This window comes from Xanthobacter sp., assembly GCF_041911315.1.
Classification (GTDB): Bacteria; Pseudomonadota; Alphaproteobacteria; order Rhizobiales; family Xanthobacteraceae; genus Xanthobacter; species Xanthobacter aminoxidans.
Map to the genome: position 1 here is coordinate 13,420 of NZ_JAYRPE010000034.1, position 14,034 is coordinate 27,453.

Genomic DNA, 14,034 nt, shown 5'->3' on the forward strand with positions numbered 1-14,034 from the left:
CTAGTGGTCAGATCGCAACGGATGAATCCCTGCAATGTCGCCAAAAATGGCGAATTCGAGCCAATCCGAAGGGAACCATCCGACTGAATCTGACCACTAGCGATAAAATGCCGACGGCGGTATCCCGAAATGCCGTCGGAACATGGCGGTAAAGGCGCTCTGGCTTGCGTATCCACAATCGAATGCAACATCAATGACGCGCTCGTCACTTGCCAATCTCTGGAGCGCAAACAACAGGCGGGCCTGCTCGCGCCACTGCGCGAAGGTCATGCCCGTTTCCTTGGCAAAAAGCCGGTGAACCGTCTTGGCTGTTACATTCAAGCGCTTGGCCCAGTCCCCGGCTGTCGAGGTGTCGGCGGGGTTCGCCTTGATTTCCTCGCAGATGAGTTTGACGCGCTTCTCAACCGGTAACGGAAGATGTAGCGGCAATACGCCTGACACGCGCACCTCATCCGCAAGCAAACCCATGAGGCGGCCATCCCTCCCTCCCTCCCGGTAATCGAGCGGTATCTGAACAGCCGCGACGATGAGCTCGCGAAGCAGCGGGGAAACCTCGATCACAGAGCTTCTCGTGGGAAAGCGCTGGATCTTCGCGGTGTCGACGAAAATGGTTCTGATCTTGACCTGACCCGACATCTTAACGTCGTGTTCCAGGCCGGCCGCCAGCCATAGTGCCCGGCTCGGCGGCACGACCCAAAATCCCTCCTCCGACCGCACGATCATGACGCCCTCGATCGCGTAGAGGAGTTGGCCGCGCGGATGCGCGTGCCAACCCGTCGTCATGCCATCCGGATAGTCGACCTCCATCGCGACCATTGCGCAACGCGTGTCGTGAAATTTCAGATGCTTGCGGGTGAGGTCGTCCATCATGTCCCAAATTCTACAGTTGTGGTCATATTGGAGCAATACGGACGATGGCGAGAGCGGTAATTTTGCCCTTCAAGACGGGAGTAAGATGATCGGAAATGAAAACCAAACTTGCCTATCTGTATCCATTCCTGGCTATCGTTCTGTGGTCGGGAAACGTCATCGTCTCCAGGATGTCCGCCCACGCTATCGGGCCGGAAGCGATCACCTTCTACCGTCTGCTGCTCGCGGTGCTTCTGATGAGCACGTTCGTAGCCGTACCAGCGTGGCGTAGCCGTGCCGTTATCTGGACCTATCTTGGCCAGCTCGCGATCCTCGGCTTTCTGGCGATGTGCCTGTTTCAGAGCCTCTCGTATCTCGCCGCGGAAACGACGACGGCGACGAACATGGCCGTATTCACGGCGCTGACACCATTGCTGACGGTGGCATTGAGCGCGATTCTATTGAAGGATACGCCCACGGTTGGCGTGGTCGCCGGCGGCATCCTGTCCCTGATCGGTCTCATTTACCTGATCAGCGGCGGTGATCCCGCTGCGATTGCACGAAACGGCGTCCACCTCGGCGATCCCCTGATGTTCGTCGCGGCGGCCGTCTATGCGCTCTACGGTGTATTGTTGAAACGCTGGAATCTGCCAGTCACTGGCTGGCAATCAACATACATGCAGGCGCTCTGCGCGCTCGCGATCATGTTTCCTGCCTTCCTTGCGACGCCTGCGTCCATGCGGTCGTTGAACGCCGAGACCCTGCCGTTGATCGCCTATGCAGGCGGGTTGGCTTCGGTCGTTCTTCCGTTCTTCTGGGTCCGTGGCGTCCACATCCTCGGGCCAAGCCGCTGCGCCCTCTTCATGTATCTGTTGCCCATCCTCGCTGCCATCGGAGCAATCGTTCTGCTGGGAGAGCCTGTCAGGGCATATCATGTCATCGGTGGCGGCATCGCGCTTGTCGGCGTGGCTTGTGCTGAAATGTTCCGCCGTCCCCTGCGTGGCGCGCCTCCCGTCGTCCCCGAGATCGCGGACTAACGAAGATGGAGAGCGTCGCCACCAAACATGACAACCGGGATGTTCTTCTGCGGATCGCGGAGGCGCTGGAGCGTCTCGCGCCTCCGTCCCGCCCATCCGGTCTCGAAGCTATCGCCGAAGGCTATTTGTGGCTGTCTGGCGAAACGCGACTAAAGCCCATCTCACGCATCTCGCGGATCGACGTTGATCTGCTCAAACGGGTGGACAGCCAACGGGAAATCCTGCTCGACAACACAAGGCGCTTTGCACGTGGAGAGCAGGCCAACAACGCCTTGTTATGGGGTGCGCGCGGCACGGGAAAATCATCCCTAGTCAAAGCGGTCCATGCTGCCGTGAACAATGAACTTCCGAAAGCACATGGCCCGATGGCGCTGGTTGAAATCCAGCGTGACGATATAGGAACTCTGCCTGAATTGCTGGCATTGCTGGAAGTGGCCAAGAAACAACGATTTATCCTATTCTGCGATGATCTTTCGTTCGACGCGGGGGAGGCGGCGTACAAGTCGCTAAAGGCGGTTCTTGACGGAGGCCTCGCGGGGCGACCGGAAAACGTCATCTTCTATGCCACGTCCAACCGGCGGCACCTGCTTGCCCGCGACATGATCGAGAACGAGCAAGCCACCGCTATCAACCCCGGTGAAGCGGTGGAAGAGAAAATATCCCTCTCGGATCGTTTTGGCTTGTGGCTCGGGTTTCACAATGTCGACCAGGAAGGCTATCTCGACATGGTTCTGAGCTACGCGGAACACCTTGGACTTGCCTTTGAGATTGACGACTTAGCGCGCCGCGCGCTTGAATGGGCGATGCAACGCGGTTCGCGATCCGGCCGGACAGCTTGGCAATTTATCCAGAGCCTGCCTACGAATCCACGAGTTCAGAAGACAGGCGATCGTTTGGCTCTCCCACCTATCAACGCTGAGGCTGCCGCAACTGATTGAAATGCTGCAGTGCTCGACGTGAACAGTGTGCACTATGAAGCCGCAAGGCGGGCATGCCATGCCTGAACTATCGAGGCAACGAAGTGGCACAGCAAAGTTCCGCGGATTATTAGTAATCCTACTTTGGGTCCGCGATTGAGCCGGCAGCAGTGAGGAATTCGACGAGACTGAACGGTGCCCGCTCGCCAAGGCAGAGATCCACGATTTCGTGCGCATCCGCGGCTGCGGTCGCACTGCGCGCGAACATCGCCGCCTCGTAAGCGGTCAGCGCGTCCTCAATATCGTTCGGGTGGGCGACTATGACTTCGCCAAGTTCTGCCCCGTCGAGCATGGCTAGGTTCGCGCCATCGCCAGCCGGAGGCGACAAATGCGCGGCATCGCCGAGGAGAGTCACACCCGGCTTGCGATCCCACCGGTGACCTGAGGGCAGCGCATTGATCGGCCGAAGAATTGGCGCTGTGTCGCCGCCAGTGATCAATGCGGTAAGCGCTGGAGCCCAACCTTCGAACTCCGCAGCAATCCGCGCCTTTGCGTCATCAGTGTTGCTGAAATCGATGCCCGCGAACCAGGAAGTGGGACGCATCAGTTGGACGTAGGTGTGGATAGTCGCCCCCGCCTCGCGGTGCGCCACGATCCCCTTACCAGGTGCGAGCGCAAACATCCCCCCGACACCTACCGCTTCAGCCGTTGCAGGGAAGCGCTCGTCGACATCGTGCAGGTAAGTCTCGACGAACGTCACACCTGTGTATGCAGGTTTTGCGTCCGAGAGCAGTGGCCGCACCTTTGACCAGGCGCCGTCGGCCCCCACAAGTACGTCAGTCTCTGTCGTTGAGCCATTGGTAAAAATGAGTGCATGGCGTCCGCCGCCAAGCGACTTGACCTCGTCGAGCTTCCATCCCCATCGAATGGTCCCGGGAGGCAGGGAGTTGATGAGAAGCCTCCGCAGGTCGCCCCGCAGCACCTCAGGTCGCCCACCGTCACCTTCGTCGGGTTGATCGAGCAGCACCTTGCCATGTTGGTCGAGCGCGCGAGTAGCCTCGCCACCTTTGTGAATGATCGTGCGGAACTCGTCCATCAGGCCGGCTACCTTGAGTGCGCGTTGTCCGTCGTGCTCATGGATGTCGAGCTGTCCGCCCTGGCTGCGGGCTGACGCGGAGGGCTCCGCCTCATACAGCGTGGCCGGAATTCCGTGCAGGTGGAGTACGCGGGCCAGCGTCAGTCCGCCCAGGCCAGCTCCGACGATGGCGACGGATTTGGACATGATTTTTGCCTCCGAGAGCATTGGAACAGCGTTCCATCTATCATGCCTTGGAACATTGTTCCAGTCGTAATAGGATTGCGTTATGCCCAAGACACCTCGCCAAACCACGCGACGCGCAGATGCGCTTACCAAGATGAAAGTGGTCCACGCCGCGATCGAGATCCTGGACGCTGGCGGAGAGGCCGCCCTGACCTTCCGGACGCTGGCGACGCGCCTAGCCACAGGCAGTGGGGCGCTCTACTGGCATGTCGCCGACCGGAATACCCTCCTTACAGACGCAACTGCAGATGTGCTTGCCCGCACCCTGTCCGACTTGCCCAAAGTAGACGAACCCGCGCCCGCTATCCGCGCCGTTGCGCTTGCGGTATTCGACGCAATCGATGCTCATCCCTGGGTGGGCAGCCATTTGTCCCAGGAGCCGTGGCATCGGGCCATTGGAGAAATCTTCGAACGCATCGGCGAGCAGCTTGAACCGCTGGGCGTTGCGGCCGATGCGGAATTCGACTGCGCTTCCGCGCTCACAAGCTACATTCTCGGCACCGCCAGCCAAAACGCGATCAATGCCACCCGACATCCCGGAGGTGTTGACCGTGAGACGTTCCTGGAATCGGTCGCCGAACGATGGATACAGGACAATCCCGGGCGACGTCCATTCATACGCCGGGTGGCAGCACAACTGCGCGATCATGAAGATCGACGGCAGTTCCTTGCCGGCATTGACCTCATCCTGTCCGGTGCCTGCTTGAGATGAAGTGTGCTCCCGACGTGGTTCAAACGCTGCCGTTCGGCAGCTAATTCATCATCATGCATTCGGCCGGAACCAGAAGCCGCAACAGACAAACGGGCCGCGCTATCGGCTTGCTCGGGTGGGCCACCTGTCCCGTGCGCGAGTACGGGTAGCGGGCTCAGAACTCGCCTCGATCATATTTTACCAAGACAATCTTGGAAGTTTGTCTTGCAAGATTGTCTTTGATTGTGTATGCTCCTCTCATGGCTGCGCACCCAGATCCTACAACAGAAATGGTCGTCTCTGACCTTCGGCTCGCGATCGGGCAGTTTCTGCGACGACTGCGCACCGAGGCCAATCCGAGCGAGCTCAACCTTTCTCAGATGAGCGCGCTGGCGCGTCTCGAACAGGGCGGCCCCACGACGACCGCCGATCTCGCGCGGCTCGAGTCGATGAAGCCCCAGTCAATGGGAAGCGTGTTGGCGAGTCTTGAAAGCGAAGGTCTCGTCAAGCGTCAGCCCCATCCGACGGACGGGCGGCAGGTCCTGTTCGCGCTGACCAAGAAGGGTATCGAGGAAAGACGTCAGCGCCAGAGCGCCAAACATGACTGGCTGATGGCTGCGGTCGGCAAGCTCGACCCGGAAGAACTGCAGATATTGGCCGCAGCGATCCCCTTCATCCGGCGGATCGGGGAATCCTGAATTCCGTTCGAAGCGGCAGCCGATCTGGCGCCGAGGCCAATCAAATCCGAACCAGAATGGAGGCAGAGATGCCTGTGACCAAACTTGACTCCCGAACGGCCCTCATAATCGTCGATCTTCAGAAAGGCATTGCGGCATTTCCTTGTTCGCACCCCGTCGGCGAGGTGGCGAAGAGGGCAGGCGATATGGCGGCGGCATTTCGCGCCCACGACCTTCCCGTCGTGCTTGTCAACGTCACTGGCGTTGCGCCAGGCAGGACAGAGCATGGGCATCCCAGCGGCGCGTTCCCGCCCGATTTCGCAGAGTTGATGCAGGAGCTGAATGTCCAGCCGAGCGATCACCTCGTATCGAAGCGGACCTGGGGTGCCTTCACCGGAACGGATTTGCAGTCCTATCTCGAGTCATCGGGCGCGACGCAGGTTGTCGTCTGCGGTGTGGCAACGAGCATTGGCGTCGAGTCGACTGCACGGCAGGCGCATGAGCTCGGCCTCAATGTCACGCTCGTCGTCGATGCCATGACGGATGTGAGCGCCGAAGCGCACGCCAATAGTCTGGAGCGGATCTTTCCCCGCCTCGGTGAGACCGGAACGGCACAAGAGATCATCGGACTCATCGACTCTGGGCGACAAGTGCATGTCAACGAGGGATGAAGACGAAGCGATCGGGCCGAGCAATGCAGACGGCGGCAGGCTCGACCCTTCGGTCTGGAAGATTTGTGCCGTTGCGTTGTTCGGTGGACTGCTCTCGCAACTCGACGCCACCATCGTCAACGTTTCTCTGTCCAATCTGAGCGCGGACCTGAACACCAGCTTCTCGACGATCCAGTGGGTCACGAGCGGCTACCTTCTCGCGCTCACCCTGATCCTGCCGCTCAACGGATGGCTCGTTGACCGCATCGGCGCAAGGGCGCTGTACCTCTGGTGCTTCGCGGCCTTCACCCTGTCCTCGACCCTGTGTGGTCTTGCATGGTCGGCGGGTTCACTGATCGGATTTCGTGTGCTGCAGGGCATCAGCGGCGGCCTCCTCGCACCCATGGCGCAGATGATGGTCGCACGGGCCGCCGGCAACCAGATGGCGCGTGTTGCGGGCTATATCTCGCTGCCCGTACTCCTGGCGCCGATCCTTGGGCCGGTCCTTGCCGGCGCCATTCTGCAATACGCATCCTGGCGTTGGCTGTTTCTCGTCAATCTTCCGGTGGGTTTGCTCGCTTTCCTACTGGCGGTGCTGTTCCTGCCTCGAGACGGACCGGAGACCACGCGTCGGAACCTGGACTGGCTCGGTCTCGCTCTTCTCTCTCCGGGGCTTGCACTGTTTCTCTATGGTTCGGAACGAACGGATCAGTCCGTGGGCCGTTCGGTTTTCATGGCAGGCATCGTGATGATCGCCGTTTTCCTCTGGTGGGCTCGGCGAAGAGGCGATCATGCGCTGGTCGACCTGCGGCTGTTCGGAAACAAGGTGTTTTCGACTGCTGCCGTCACCCAGTTTTTGTCGAACGGCGCCCTCTTCGCCGGCCAGATGCTCATTCCGGCTTTCCTGATCCAGGCCTGTGACCGCGCTCCAACCGAAATGGGCTGGATGCTTGCCCCGCTCGGGCTCGGAATGATGGTCACCTATCCGCTGATGGGAACGCTAACGGATCGGTTTGGTATCCGGCGCGTGTCCGCCGGAGGCGCGCTGCTGGCGTTCGCCTCCACATTGCCCTTTCTGTATCTCGCGTTGCACGGGTTCGATCTGGCCGTGCTGCTTGCAGCACTATTCTTCCGTGGCATGGGTCAGGGGGCCGTCGGGCTGCCCTCGCTGACCGCGGCTTATGCTTCGGTTCGACGGCGGGACCTACCCATGGCAACGACGTCGGCCAACATCGTGCAACGCCTTGGCGGTCCGACAATGACGACACTCTGTGCGACCCTGCTGTCATGGGAACTGGGATCACACGGTACAGACATCGCGGTTTCGCAGGCCTTTGCGGGAGGGTTCCTGATGCTCTGCATCCTCCACGCTCTGACCTTTCTGGCGGCGGTCAGGTTACCGATCCGGCTGGATGACGTGGCGTCCCGCGATGGCGCTTGAGACGGCTGAGGTCGAGCAACGGGCACCTTTACCGCCGCGTCTTCAATGCCTATGTTCATCACGCGTCGAAAAAGGTGGACCGGCGTGGTGAGCCTCGGTCAACTTTCCTCGTATGAGGAGAGTGTAATTCCAACCCGGTAGGGTCGCGGACCACGGCGAAGGCGGAGGTGTGCCGTTTTCTCGTCGGGTTTCTTGAGCGGAAGTTTCCTTAGCTGTCACGCCGCTATCGCGAAGTCGTCGACGAATTTCGACTCACGTCCTTGACCGTGCTCCGGCACGACAACACAAGGACGCACAACCGTGATACGCACTCCCGTATTGATCATTGGCGGCAGCCTCGTCGGGCTTTCGCAATCGCTTTTTCTTTCATGGCGCGGTGTTCCCGACATCGTCGTCGAGAAACATCGTGGCAGTTCGCTGCATCCCCGCGCCACTGGCTTCACCGAACATACGATAGAATTCTATCGAGCTGTCGGGATCGCCGACCAAATTCTAGAAAACCCACCCGGCGTAAGGCTGCGACGGGCCGCGTGGAGAGTCTGACATCTGCGCGGCGGGAATTTCTACCGAGAAGCCCCTTCGCGAGACTCCGATCGACCTCTGGCGCCGTGCCTTTGCCGTGAACGTGGAAGGCGTCGCGGTGCTGGGCGAAATGGTGAAGCGGAAAACCGGCTCTTAGCTAGAGCGCTAGAGCGCGGGCCTGTTTGGCCTGATCGCTTTTGAGCTTGTCCGCCATCCAGAGCAGCGCGCCGAGGATGGTAGCGCGATGATCGCCGGTCAGATCCACCGGCTTTGACGATGTGACCTCACGCAGGTATTTTATATGAGGCTTCTGCAAATGGCAGGTTGCACCCAATCTCGGTCAACGAAATAGCGTTGGGCATGTCCGAAAAGAACTGAATAAGGCCCATCAGTTGCCCGCCGGAACCGGACAACTCATGTCGCCTTCCTCGCACATGAGATAGCGTTCAAAGTCCTTGAGGCGGGACTGCGTCAGGCCATTCGCGCACAGCGCCGCGACCATTGGCGCCGCGCTTCCTCCGCCAGACGTCCGGAACGCACACTCCGCGTCGCGGAACTTCACCCAGTCCCGCTGCGCCTGAACAAGCAGCTTGATCGTTTCGGGATCATCCTTCAGGCGAGTTTCGATTTGCCTGTACAGCGCGTTGAGCTTCTTGTCATTCGCTTTGAAGGAAGCATCCGCGCACTCATTCATCGTCGCCTGGTCCTGCGGATCGGCACATTTGTCCGCCGCAAGCGCAATGGAAGGCATGGCCAAAGCGACCATGGTGGCGAGAATTGCGAACTTCATGGATTGCCCTCCGTCGAGGCTACAAATTGTTTTGTAAATGAACCATCTATTTCGAGCCCATCACGCTGAAAAAGCTCCCGATCCAGGCAATCTGGAATACCAGCGCGAAAACGACAAACAACAAATGATAGCGTTTGGAAGCCGATAGGAGGGCTCCTATTGTGCCGCTGATGAGCAAAGCCTGTCTCACTGGATAATACCAACCATACGCGCTCAGATAGTAAGCAGGCCCTTTCATCATCGTATCGAAACCATCAATCAGAAATAAAATCAGAAGGAGAGCGTAGAAAACATTCCGTCGCGTCCAGAAATATTCTTTGAGGCCCGTGTGGCTGCCCACATTGTCCGGAAAAATGATGGCCGCTAGCATAACGAACGCAACTGCGTAGCAGATGAGCAGGAGATACTCTTCGAACGTCCATACCTGGATTTTATACAGCGCAAATTCAAACCACCAGAAATAGATGATGGACAGGAATACGAAAAATGCCCAGCCAAGATGGAGCAGGTTTATTCTTTCTTTTCCGGGATGTTGAATGAATTGCGTGACGCCAATCACAAGGCGTGAAACGCTCAGGGCCAGTATCATGCCAATGATGATACGAATATGAACGAAAACCTCGTGGCTTTGATTCAAAGTATCAGTGCCATTCATAGGAATTAGTGTTCCCTCATTTCATGGCGCCATACACCTTCGAGTTGGCATGCGGAAAAATGCTCAAGCGGAGACTTCACGCGCCGCTTTTCCGAGAAACGGCCAGGATCGTGAAGGCGATACACATGATGGCGGCGAAGTAAGGCAAGCCATGCATCGTAAAGTTCATGGAGATGCCAGCCGTGCTGGGGCCGACGAACCAGCACCGTATGGCGCCAACGCACGGAACGGATGACCACAGCCGCCGCGCAGCGAAAAAGACCGTCAAGAATGAGAGCGCTGCCGAGCACGGCGGTGGCGACGATATTATCATCCCACGGCATGTCGATGGCCATGAAGCCGAGAGCGAAAAAGAAGAGAGCCTTGAGGACGGAGGTCGTGGCATTCGGAAATCCAATCGCAGCCAACGCGGATAGCCGAACCACGCCCTCGATGACGAACAGCACGCCAATGATGTCGGTCGTGATAACAACCGCGGTGTTAAAAATATCGGCGATGAAGATGACGCCGAGAACGAGACATAAAACCGAGAGCGCTGCTAAAGTCCACCAGTATGTCCTCAAGGGACGGACGCCCAGCAAGAGAAGAACCAATCGAATCATGAACTGCTTCTTCGAGAGTTGTCACACGATGTGGTGAGCGCTGCGAAAGCGCCCTATGGCTTGGCGCCAACCATGATGTGAATCGCGCCGCCGCTTTGGTGTTGATCCGGAACTTCTTTGGCGACGGCCGTCAATCCTTCGTTCCTCATGGCCCGTAACAGGGCGGCGCCGGCTTGCCGTCGGCCCCCCACTCTGCCTGACGCGAATGAGTGATCTGCACTTCAATCCCTTTGAGCACGATGAGGCCAGACGCGGGTTGTCCTGGCGGAACAAAGCCATGGCCCTGCGCGACTGCCTGTCTCTTCCAACCAGCATCACCGAGCGCCTGTCCGATGGTTTCCATCAAATCGACCGCCTCGGGATCAAGCTCGACCGAAAAATCGAATGGAGTGCCTTGATAGTCCCTGAGGGCATTGGCCAACCGCTGTCGGGATGCGACGCTGAGTGTCCGCGGGCTGTCGGCCCACCATTCCAGACCGCAGCCGATCAGGACCAGGACGGCGAATGTGATCGCCAATCCTTTCTCCCATGCGCCTTTCGTAATTTTCAGAACCAGAAGAGCGACTTCGCCACTTAAGCCGATCAGAAGCAGAATCTCTCCAATTTGCCTCAGTGTGCTGAAGAGCACTGCAGCAAAGGCCGGCGTATTGAGCATTATAGCTCTCCAGAGGCATCGTTCTTTTATGGATTTGAGGATGGATTGTTTATTGCTTTATCAAAAACGCGCTATCGCGGCTTCTGCGCACCGGAGGCGGCTGCTGAGAGCGTGACTCGAAAGGTTGATTTGGCGAACCGCGGCCTCGGATGAGCGTCAGCCCTCCACCGCGATCCTCTTCATCCTCCTCACAGCAGCACCCCTTATCAAAGGCTTTACCCAGAAAACATGAGTTTCGGGTCAAGCTCTTGTATCTCATGCTGCCTCGCTGGCCTCGGCCTGATTCAGATTCCCGCTGATAAGATAGCGATTTCGACGCTCAATCTTCGTCGAGCGCTTCCAGCACCAATTCGGCGGTTATCCCACTGCTATATTGCTGTTGGCCTGTGATGAGGCGGCCATCGCGAATGGCGTAAGGCTCGTTCACGCCCCGGCACAGAAAAGTGGTACCGGCGATTCCGGCCGCTTCGCTCTGAATGGTGTGCTCGTTCAGCGTCATGCCGAAGGCGACGTTTACGGCCTCTTCCTCTTCATCGGTGAAGCCGGTCCATTTCTTGCCCTCGGCCAGGAGCTTGCCGTCGGAAAGCCGGGTCCACAGGAGCAGGCAGGAGCCGTGGCAGATCAGGGTGACGATCTTCCCCTTCTCATAGAAGGACGCGATCAGCGCATGCAGCGCGGTGTCGTCCCTGAAGGTCAGGAGTGGCCCACCGCCGCCGGCGACCCAAACCGCGTCATAGTCGTCGACATTGATCGCACTGATCGGAAGCGTGTTCTTCAACAGCGCTCCGAACTTTGCATGATGGACGAAGCCCAGGCTGATGAGATCGTCGGCATAGGCGCCGCCCGGCGTGCGGGGATCGCTATGCGTGTCAAACATCACCTCGCCGCCCTTGGGCGAGGCCAGGTCCACATGATGTCCGGCTTCGGTGAACATCAGGAAAGCCCGTGTCATCTCCTCGGCGAAGAAGCCGACCGGAAAGCCCTTCAGCTTGGTCGTGTTGGAGACGATGGAAAGGATTCGGCGCGGCTTGCGCTTCGTGCCTATGCGGGTTTCGACTTTCAGGTCCGATGCGGGCATGTTTAAGATCCTCTTAGTTGGTCGTGTGGCTCGACGCGTCGTTGCGCCATGATCAGTGATTTGGCCGGCTATCCCGCGAAGCCGCCTCCATTCAGAAAGGCCTGCTCCTCCGGCGTCGTGATGCGGCCGAGCATCGGATTGCGGTGCGGAAACCGCCCGAAACGGCGGATGATGTCGCGATGTCCCTCGGCGTGATCCAGCCAGGGCTGGCCGAGTTGTCCGTTCAGGCGCACGGAGATGTCCTGATCAGCCATGGCTTCCGAATGCGCGAAAGGCAGGCAGAAGAACAGGCGCATCTCCGGCTCGACATCGTCCATATGCCCTGCTTCGAGCGCCTGACGGGCATAGAGCCGGGCCAACGGATCGGTCGCGTACATGTGGCCGGTGCCACGAAAGGCGTTGCGCGGGAACTGGTCGGTCAGGATCAGGAGAGCGAGCGCGCCGTCGGAGGACGCCATCCAGCCGTCGTGCTTGCGGGCCGCGACGTCCATGTGCAGACCGAGGAAACGCTCGCGGAATGCCTGATCGAAGCCGGTGTCCTTGTCGAACCAGTGCGTGGACGAAGCCGCCCAGAACGCGACGACGGCGCTCGCATCCGCTGGCGTGGCCGGCGTCGACTGCGGAGCTACCGCGGTCACGGGGATACGCATGACGCCCCACCTCAATGCGCCACCTTCGGCCCGGCCCAGTCCGCGCGGCGCTTTCGTAGCAGACGCCCTTCCCAGAAGCTCACCGCCAGCATGAAGATGGTGGTCGACCAGCCGATGGTGAGCAGGTCCATTTGGGATGCGAGCGGAACTAGAGCCGCCAGTACGGCAACGCCGGCGATATGCGAGGTGGGTACGACGCCGTAGACGACCTTCTTGTAGATGGCGCTGCCGAGCAGGTAGATCGCCGGTCCGGCGGACAGGACCAGCGCATAGGAGGTCTTCACGGCATCGTGCGGATGGGCGAGAACGAGATCGTTGCCGACGGCGGTGGCGATGATGCCGGCGACAAGGATAGCGTGGAGATAGTGGAAATAGGCGCCGATGCGTCCCGGATCTTCGGAGCGCGTGATGGTCCCGGTCGCGTCCTCGCTCGACGTCCCGAAATACAGCCACCACATGGCGAGCGTGCCAAGGAAGGTGGCGAGCATCGCGGATAGAATGGCCGCGTCCCAGCTGTCCGATCGAGCCAGCGTCGCCCCGGTGGCGAGCACGGTCTCGCCAAGCGCGACGATCACGAAGAGCTGGCAGCGCTCGGCGAGATGCCCGCCCTCGATGGTCCAGTCGCTGGTTCTGGAGCGGCCGAGGCCCGGAAGAGCAAAGCCGAACATCGGCGAGATGTATTCGCACAGCACCGCGACAGCCCACAGCGCCGCGCGGGACCAGCCTTCCAGGAAGGCGCCTGTGATCCAGAACACAGCCGCGATCGTGACCCATCCGAGCATGCGGCGATAATTGGCTGCGAGAGGATGGTCCTTACCGAGCTCGACGACGATATAAGCTGTCCGCCCCACCTGGATCGCGACATAGGCGAGCGCAAAGACGAGTCCCCTTTCGCCGAAGGCGCCGGGGATGGCGGCGGCCATGACGAGGCCCGCCAGCATCACCGCAAAGAGCAGCGAACGAATGCGCGGGGTCTCGGGATCGAACCAGTTGGTGACCCAGCAGGTATATTGCCAGCCGAGCCACACCGCGAACCACAGGACCAGCGTCTGGAAGACGCCTGTGAGCGTCAGATTGGTCAGAAGCTCGTGGCTAAGCTGGGTGACCGCGAACACATAGACGAGGTCGAAGAACAGCTCGGCGAAGCTGACCCTCGCATGATGGCCGTCGCGGCGGCGCAACAGCGGGTGATGGGCGGTCGCGTGATCAGACATGGCTCATCACCGCGCCAGCCGCCAGACGGCGAGACCGGCCACCACTGCCGGCACAAGGAAAACGACGAGCAGGATCGGCAGCTCGTCGCGCACCGAATAGCCGGCCTTCGTCACGCCCACCCACATATTGACGAGTGAGACGATGAGCCAGGCCGGGATGAAGAGCTTGGCGGCCATGGCGAGATCGGGATCGACGCCGCCCCAGAGCTTGCCGAACAGCAGGAACAGGCCGAGCAGGACGAGACCGCCGCCAATCACCATCGCCATGTGCATCGATCGATCCCC

Annotated in this window: 17 protein-coding genes and 1 pseudogene; 7 read left to right on the forward strand and 11 right to left on the reverse strand. The window is 59.6% G+C overall.

Features of this window, described 5'->3' with window-relative positions; genetic code table 11:
* Positions 1-96 precede the first annotated feature (96 nt).
* The gene (locus tag ACE3QW_RS11030; protein ID WP_374251545.1) at positions 97-870 is read right to left on the reverse strand and encodes a helix-turn-helix transcriptional regulator; all 774 of its coding nucleotides are present in this window, start codon (positions 868-870) and stop codon (positions 97-99) included.
* A gap of 95 nt (positions 871-965) precedes the next feature.
* Between ACE3QW_RS11030 and ACE3QW_RS11035 the strand changes: the two genes are divergently transcribed.
* Together ACE3QW_RS11035 and ACE3QW_RS11040 are read left to right on the forward strand one after the other, a co-directional pair.
* On the forward strand, positions 966-1,886 hold the full coding sequence (locus ACE3QW_RS11035) for a DMT family transporter (RefSeq protein WP_374251546.1): 921 nt from the start codon (positions 966-968) through the stop codon (positions 1,884-1,886).
* Between the two features lie 5 nt (positions 1,887-1,891).
* The gene (locus tag ACE3QW_RS11040) at positions 1,892-2,824 is read left to right on the forward strand and encodes an ATP-binding protein (protein WP_374251547.1); all 933 of its coding nucleotides are present in this window, start codon (positions 1,892-1,894) and stop codon (positions 2,822-2,824) included.
* A 118-nt stretch (positions 2,825-2,942) separates the two neighbouring features.
* Here ACE3QW_RS11040 and ACE3QW_RS11045 read toward each other — a convergent pair whose 3' ends face one another.
* Positions 2,943-4,085: an FAD-dependent oxidoreductase gene (locus tag ACE3QW_RS11045; RefSeq protein ID WP_374251548.1), complete on the reverse strand. Its 1,143-nt coding sequence runs from the start codon at positions 4,083-4,085 to the stop codon at positions 2,943-2,945.
* 82 nt (positions 4,086-4,167) lie between these two features.
* On the opposite strand from ACE3QW_RS11045, the gene ACE3QW_RS11050 reads away from it, so the two are divergent.
* The 5 genes from ACE3QW_RS11050 (at position 4,168) to ACE3QW_RS11070 (ending at position 8,126) form a co-directional block, all read left to right on the forward strand.
* Positions 4,168-4,836 carry a TetR/AcrR family transcriptional regulator gene (locus ACE3QW_RS11050; protein WP_374251549.1) on the forward strand — a complete coding sequence of 223 codons (669 nt, stop codon included), beginning with the start codon at positions 4,168-4,170 and terminating at the stop codon, positions 4,834-4,836.
* A gap of 269 nt (positions 4,837-5,105) precedes the next feature.
* Positions 5,106-5,513: a MarR family winged helix-turn-helix transcriptional regulator gene (locus ACE3QW_RS11055; RefSeq protein WP_374251550.1), complete on the forward strand. Its 408-nt coding sequence runs from the start codon at positions 5,106-5,108 to the stop codon at positions 5,511-5,513.
* 68 nt (positions 5,514-5,581) lie between these two features.
* A complete protein-coding gene (locus ACE3QW_RS11060) occupies positions 5,582-6,163 on the forward strand; it encodes an isochorismatase family protein (RefSeq protein WP_374251551.1) in 582 nt (193 codons plus the stop codon).
* Entirely contained in the window at positions 6,147-7,583 is a 1,437-nt protein-coding gene (locus tag ACE3QW_RS11065) for a DHA2 family efflux MFS transporter permease subunit (protein WP_374251552.1), read from the forward strand. Before ACE3QW_RS11060 ends, ACE3QW_RS11065 begins: the two co-directional genes overlap by 17 nt.
* A gap of 300 nt (positions 7,584-7,883) precedes the next feature.
* Positions 7,884-8,126 (forward strand): FAD-dependent monooxygenase, encoded by a 243-nt coding sequence (locus ACE3QW_RS11070; RefSeq protein ID WP_374251553.1) that lies wholly within the window; start codon positions 7,884-7,886, stop codon positions 8,124-8,126.
* Between the two features lie 136 nt (positions 8,127-8,262).
* On the opposite strand, the pseudogene traD reads toward ACE3QW_RS11070, so the two are convergent.
* The 9 genes and pseudogenes from traD to ACE3QW_RS11115 form a co-directional block, all read right to left on the reverse strand.
* Positions 8,263-8,370 (reverse strand): annotated as a pseudogene (gene traD, locus ACE3QW_RS11075) (conjugal transfer protein TraD); the annotation flags it as partial.
* Positions 8,371-8,493: 123 nt separating this feature from the next.
* Complete coding sequence (locus ACE3QW_RS11080; protein WP_374251554.1) at positions 8,494-8,895, reverse strand: lysozyme inhibitor LprI family protein; 402 nt, start codon at positions 8,893-8,895, stop codon at positions 8,494-8,496.
* Positions 8,896-8,941: 46 nt separating this feature from the next.
* Positions 8,942-9,550 carry a hypothetical protein gene (locus ACE3QW_RS11085; protein WP_374251555.1) on the reverse strand — a complete coding sequence of 203 codons (609 nt, stop codon included), beginning with the start codon at positions 9,548-9,550 and terminating at the stop codon, positions 8,942-8,944.
* Between the two features lie 5 nt (positions 9,551-9,555).
* Positions 9,556-10,152, reverse strand: coding sequence for an HdeD family acid-resistance protein (locus ACE3QW_RS11090; RefSeq protein WP_374251556.1), 597 nt, complete (start codon positions 10,150-10,152; stop codon positions 9,556-9,558).
* A 145-nt stretch (positions 10,153-10,297) separates the two neighbouring features.
* On the reverse strand, positions 10,298-10,807 hold the full coding sequence (locus ACE3QW_RS11095; RefSeq protein ID WP_374251557.1) for a hypothetical protein: 510 nt from the start codon (positions 10,805-10,807) through the stop codon (positions 10,298-10,300).
* Positions 10,808-11,126: 319 nt separating this feature from the next.
* Positions 11,127-11,885: a type 1 glutamine amidotransferase domain-containing protein gene (locus ACE3QW_RS11100; protein WP_374251558.1), complete on the reverse strand. Its 759-nt coding sequence runs from the start codon at positions 11,883-11,885 to the stop codon at positions 11,127-11,129.
* 68 nt (positions 11,886-11,953) lie between these two features.
* Positions 11,954-12,535, reverse strand: coding sequence for a DUF924 family protein (locus ACE3QW_RS11105; RefSeq protein ID WP_374251559.1), 582 nt, complete (start codon positions 12,533-12,535; stop codon positions 11,954-11,956).
* Between the two features lie 11 nt (positions 12,536-12,546).
* On the reverse strand, positions 12,547-13,749 hold the full coding sequence (locus tag ACE3QW_RS11110; RefSeq protein WP_374251560.1) for a low temperature requirement protein A: 1,203 nt from the start codon (positions 13,747-13,749) through the stop codon (positions 12,547-12,549).
* Between the two features lie 6 nt (positions 13,750-13,755).
* On the reverse strand, positions 13,756-14,016 hold the full coding sequence (locus ACE3QW_RS11115; protein WP_374251561.1) for a hypothetical protein: 261 nt from the start codon (positions 14,014-14,016) through the stop codon (positions 13,756-13,758).
* Positions 14,017-14,034 lie beyond the last annotated feature (18 nt).

Bases quoted from the DNA above. Each gene is read 5' to 3' on its own strand.
- ACE3QW_RS11035 (WP_374251546.1), top strand. From the start codon at position 966: ATGAAAACCAAACTTGCCTATCTGTATCCATTCCTGGCTATCGTTCTG.
- ACE3QW_RS11055 (WP_374251550.1), top strand. From the start codon at position 5,106: ATGGTCGTCTCTGACCTTCGGCTCGCGATCGGGCAGTTTCTGCGACGA.
- ACE3QW_RS11090 (WP_374251556.1), bottom strand. From the start codon at position 10,152: ATGATTCGATTGGTTCTTCTCTTGCTGGGCGTCCGTCCCTTGAGGACA.
- ACE3QW_RS11115 (WP_374251561.1), bottom strand. From the start codon at position 14,016: ATGGCGATGGTGATTGGCGGCGGTCTCGTCCTGCTCGGCCTGTTCCTG.
- ACE3QW_RS11100 (WP_374251558.1), bottom strand. From the start codon at position 11,885: ATGCCCGCATCGGACCTGAAAGTCGAAACCCGCATAGGCACGAAGCGC.
- ACE3QW_RS11105 (WP_374251559.1), bottom strand. From the start codon at position 12,535: ATGCGTATCCCCGTGACCGCGGTAGCTCCGCAGTCGACGCCGGCCACG.
- ACE3QW_RS11030 (WP_374251545.1), bottom strand. From the start codon at position 870: ATGATGGACGACCTCACCCGCAAGCATCTGAAATTTCACGACACGCGT.
- ACE3QW_RS11095 (WP_374251557.1), bottom strand. From the start codon at position 10,807: ATGCTCAATACGCCGGCCTTTGCTGCAGTGCTCTTCAGCACACTGAGG.
- ACE3QW_RS11050 (WP_374251549.1), top strand. From the start codon at position 4,168: ATGCCCAAGACACCTCGCCAAACCACGCGACGCGCAGATGCGCTTACC.
- ACE3QW_RS11040 (WP_374251547.1), top strand. From the start codon at position 1,892: ATGGAGAGCGTCGCCACCAAACATGACAACCGGGATGTTCTTCTGCGG.
- ACE3QW_RS11045 (WP_374251548.1), bottom strand. From the start codon at position 4,085: ATGTCCAAATCCGTCGCCATCGTCGGAGCTGGCCTGGGCGGACTGACG.
- ACE3QW_RS11080 (WP_374251554.1), bottom strand. From the start codon at position 8,895: ATGAAGTTCGCAATTCTCGCCACCATGGTCGCTTTGGCCATGCCTTCC.
- ACE3QW_RS11065 (WP_374251552.1), top strand. From the start codon at position 6,147: ATGTCAACGAGGGATGAAGACGAAGCGATCGGGCCGAGCAATGCAGAC.
- ACE3QW_RS11110 (WP_374251560.1), bottom strand. From the start codon at position 13,749: ATGTCTGATCACGCGACCGCCCATCACCCGCTGTTGCGCCGCCGCGAC.
- ACE3QW_RS11060 (WP_374251551.1), top strand. From the start codon at position 5,582: ATGCCTGTGACCAAACTTGACTCCCGAACGGCCCTCATAATCGTCGAT.
- ACE3QW_RS11085 (WP_374251555.1), bottom strand. From the start codon at position 9,550: ATGAATGGCACTGATACTTTGAATCAAAGCCACGAGGTTTTCGTTCAT.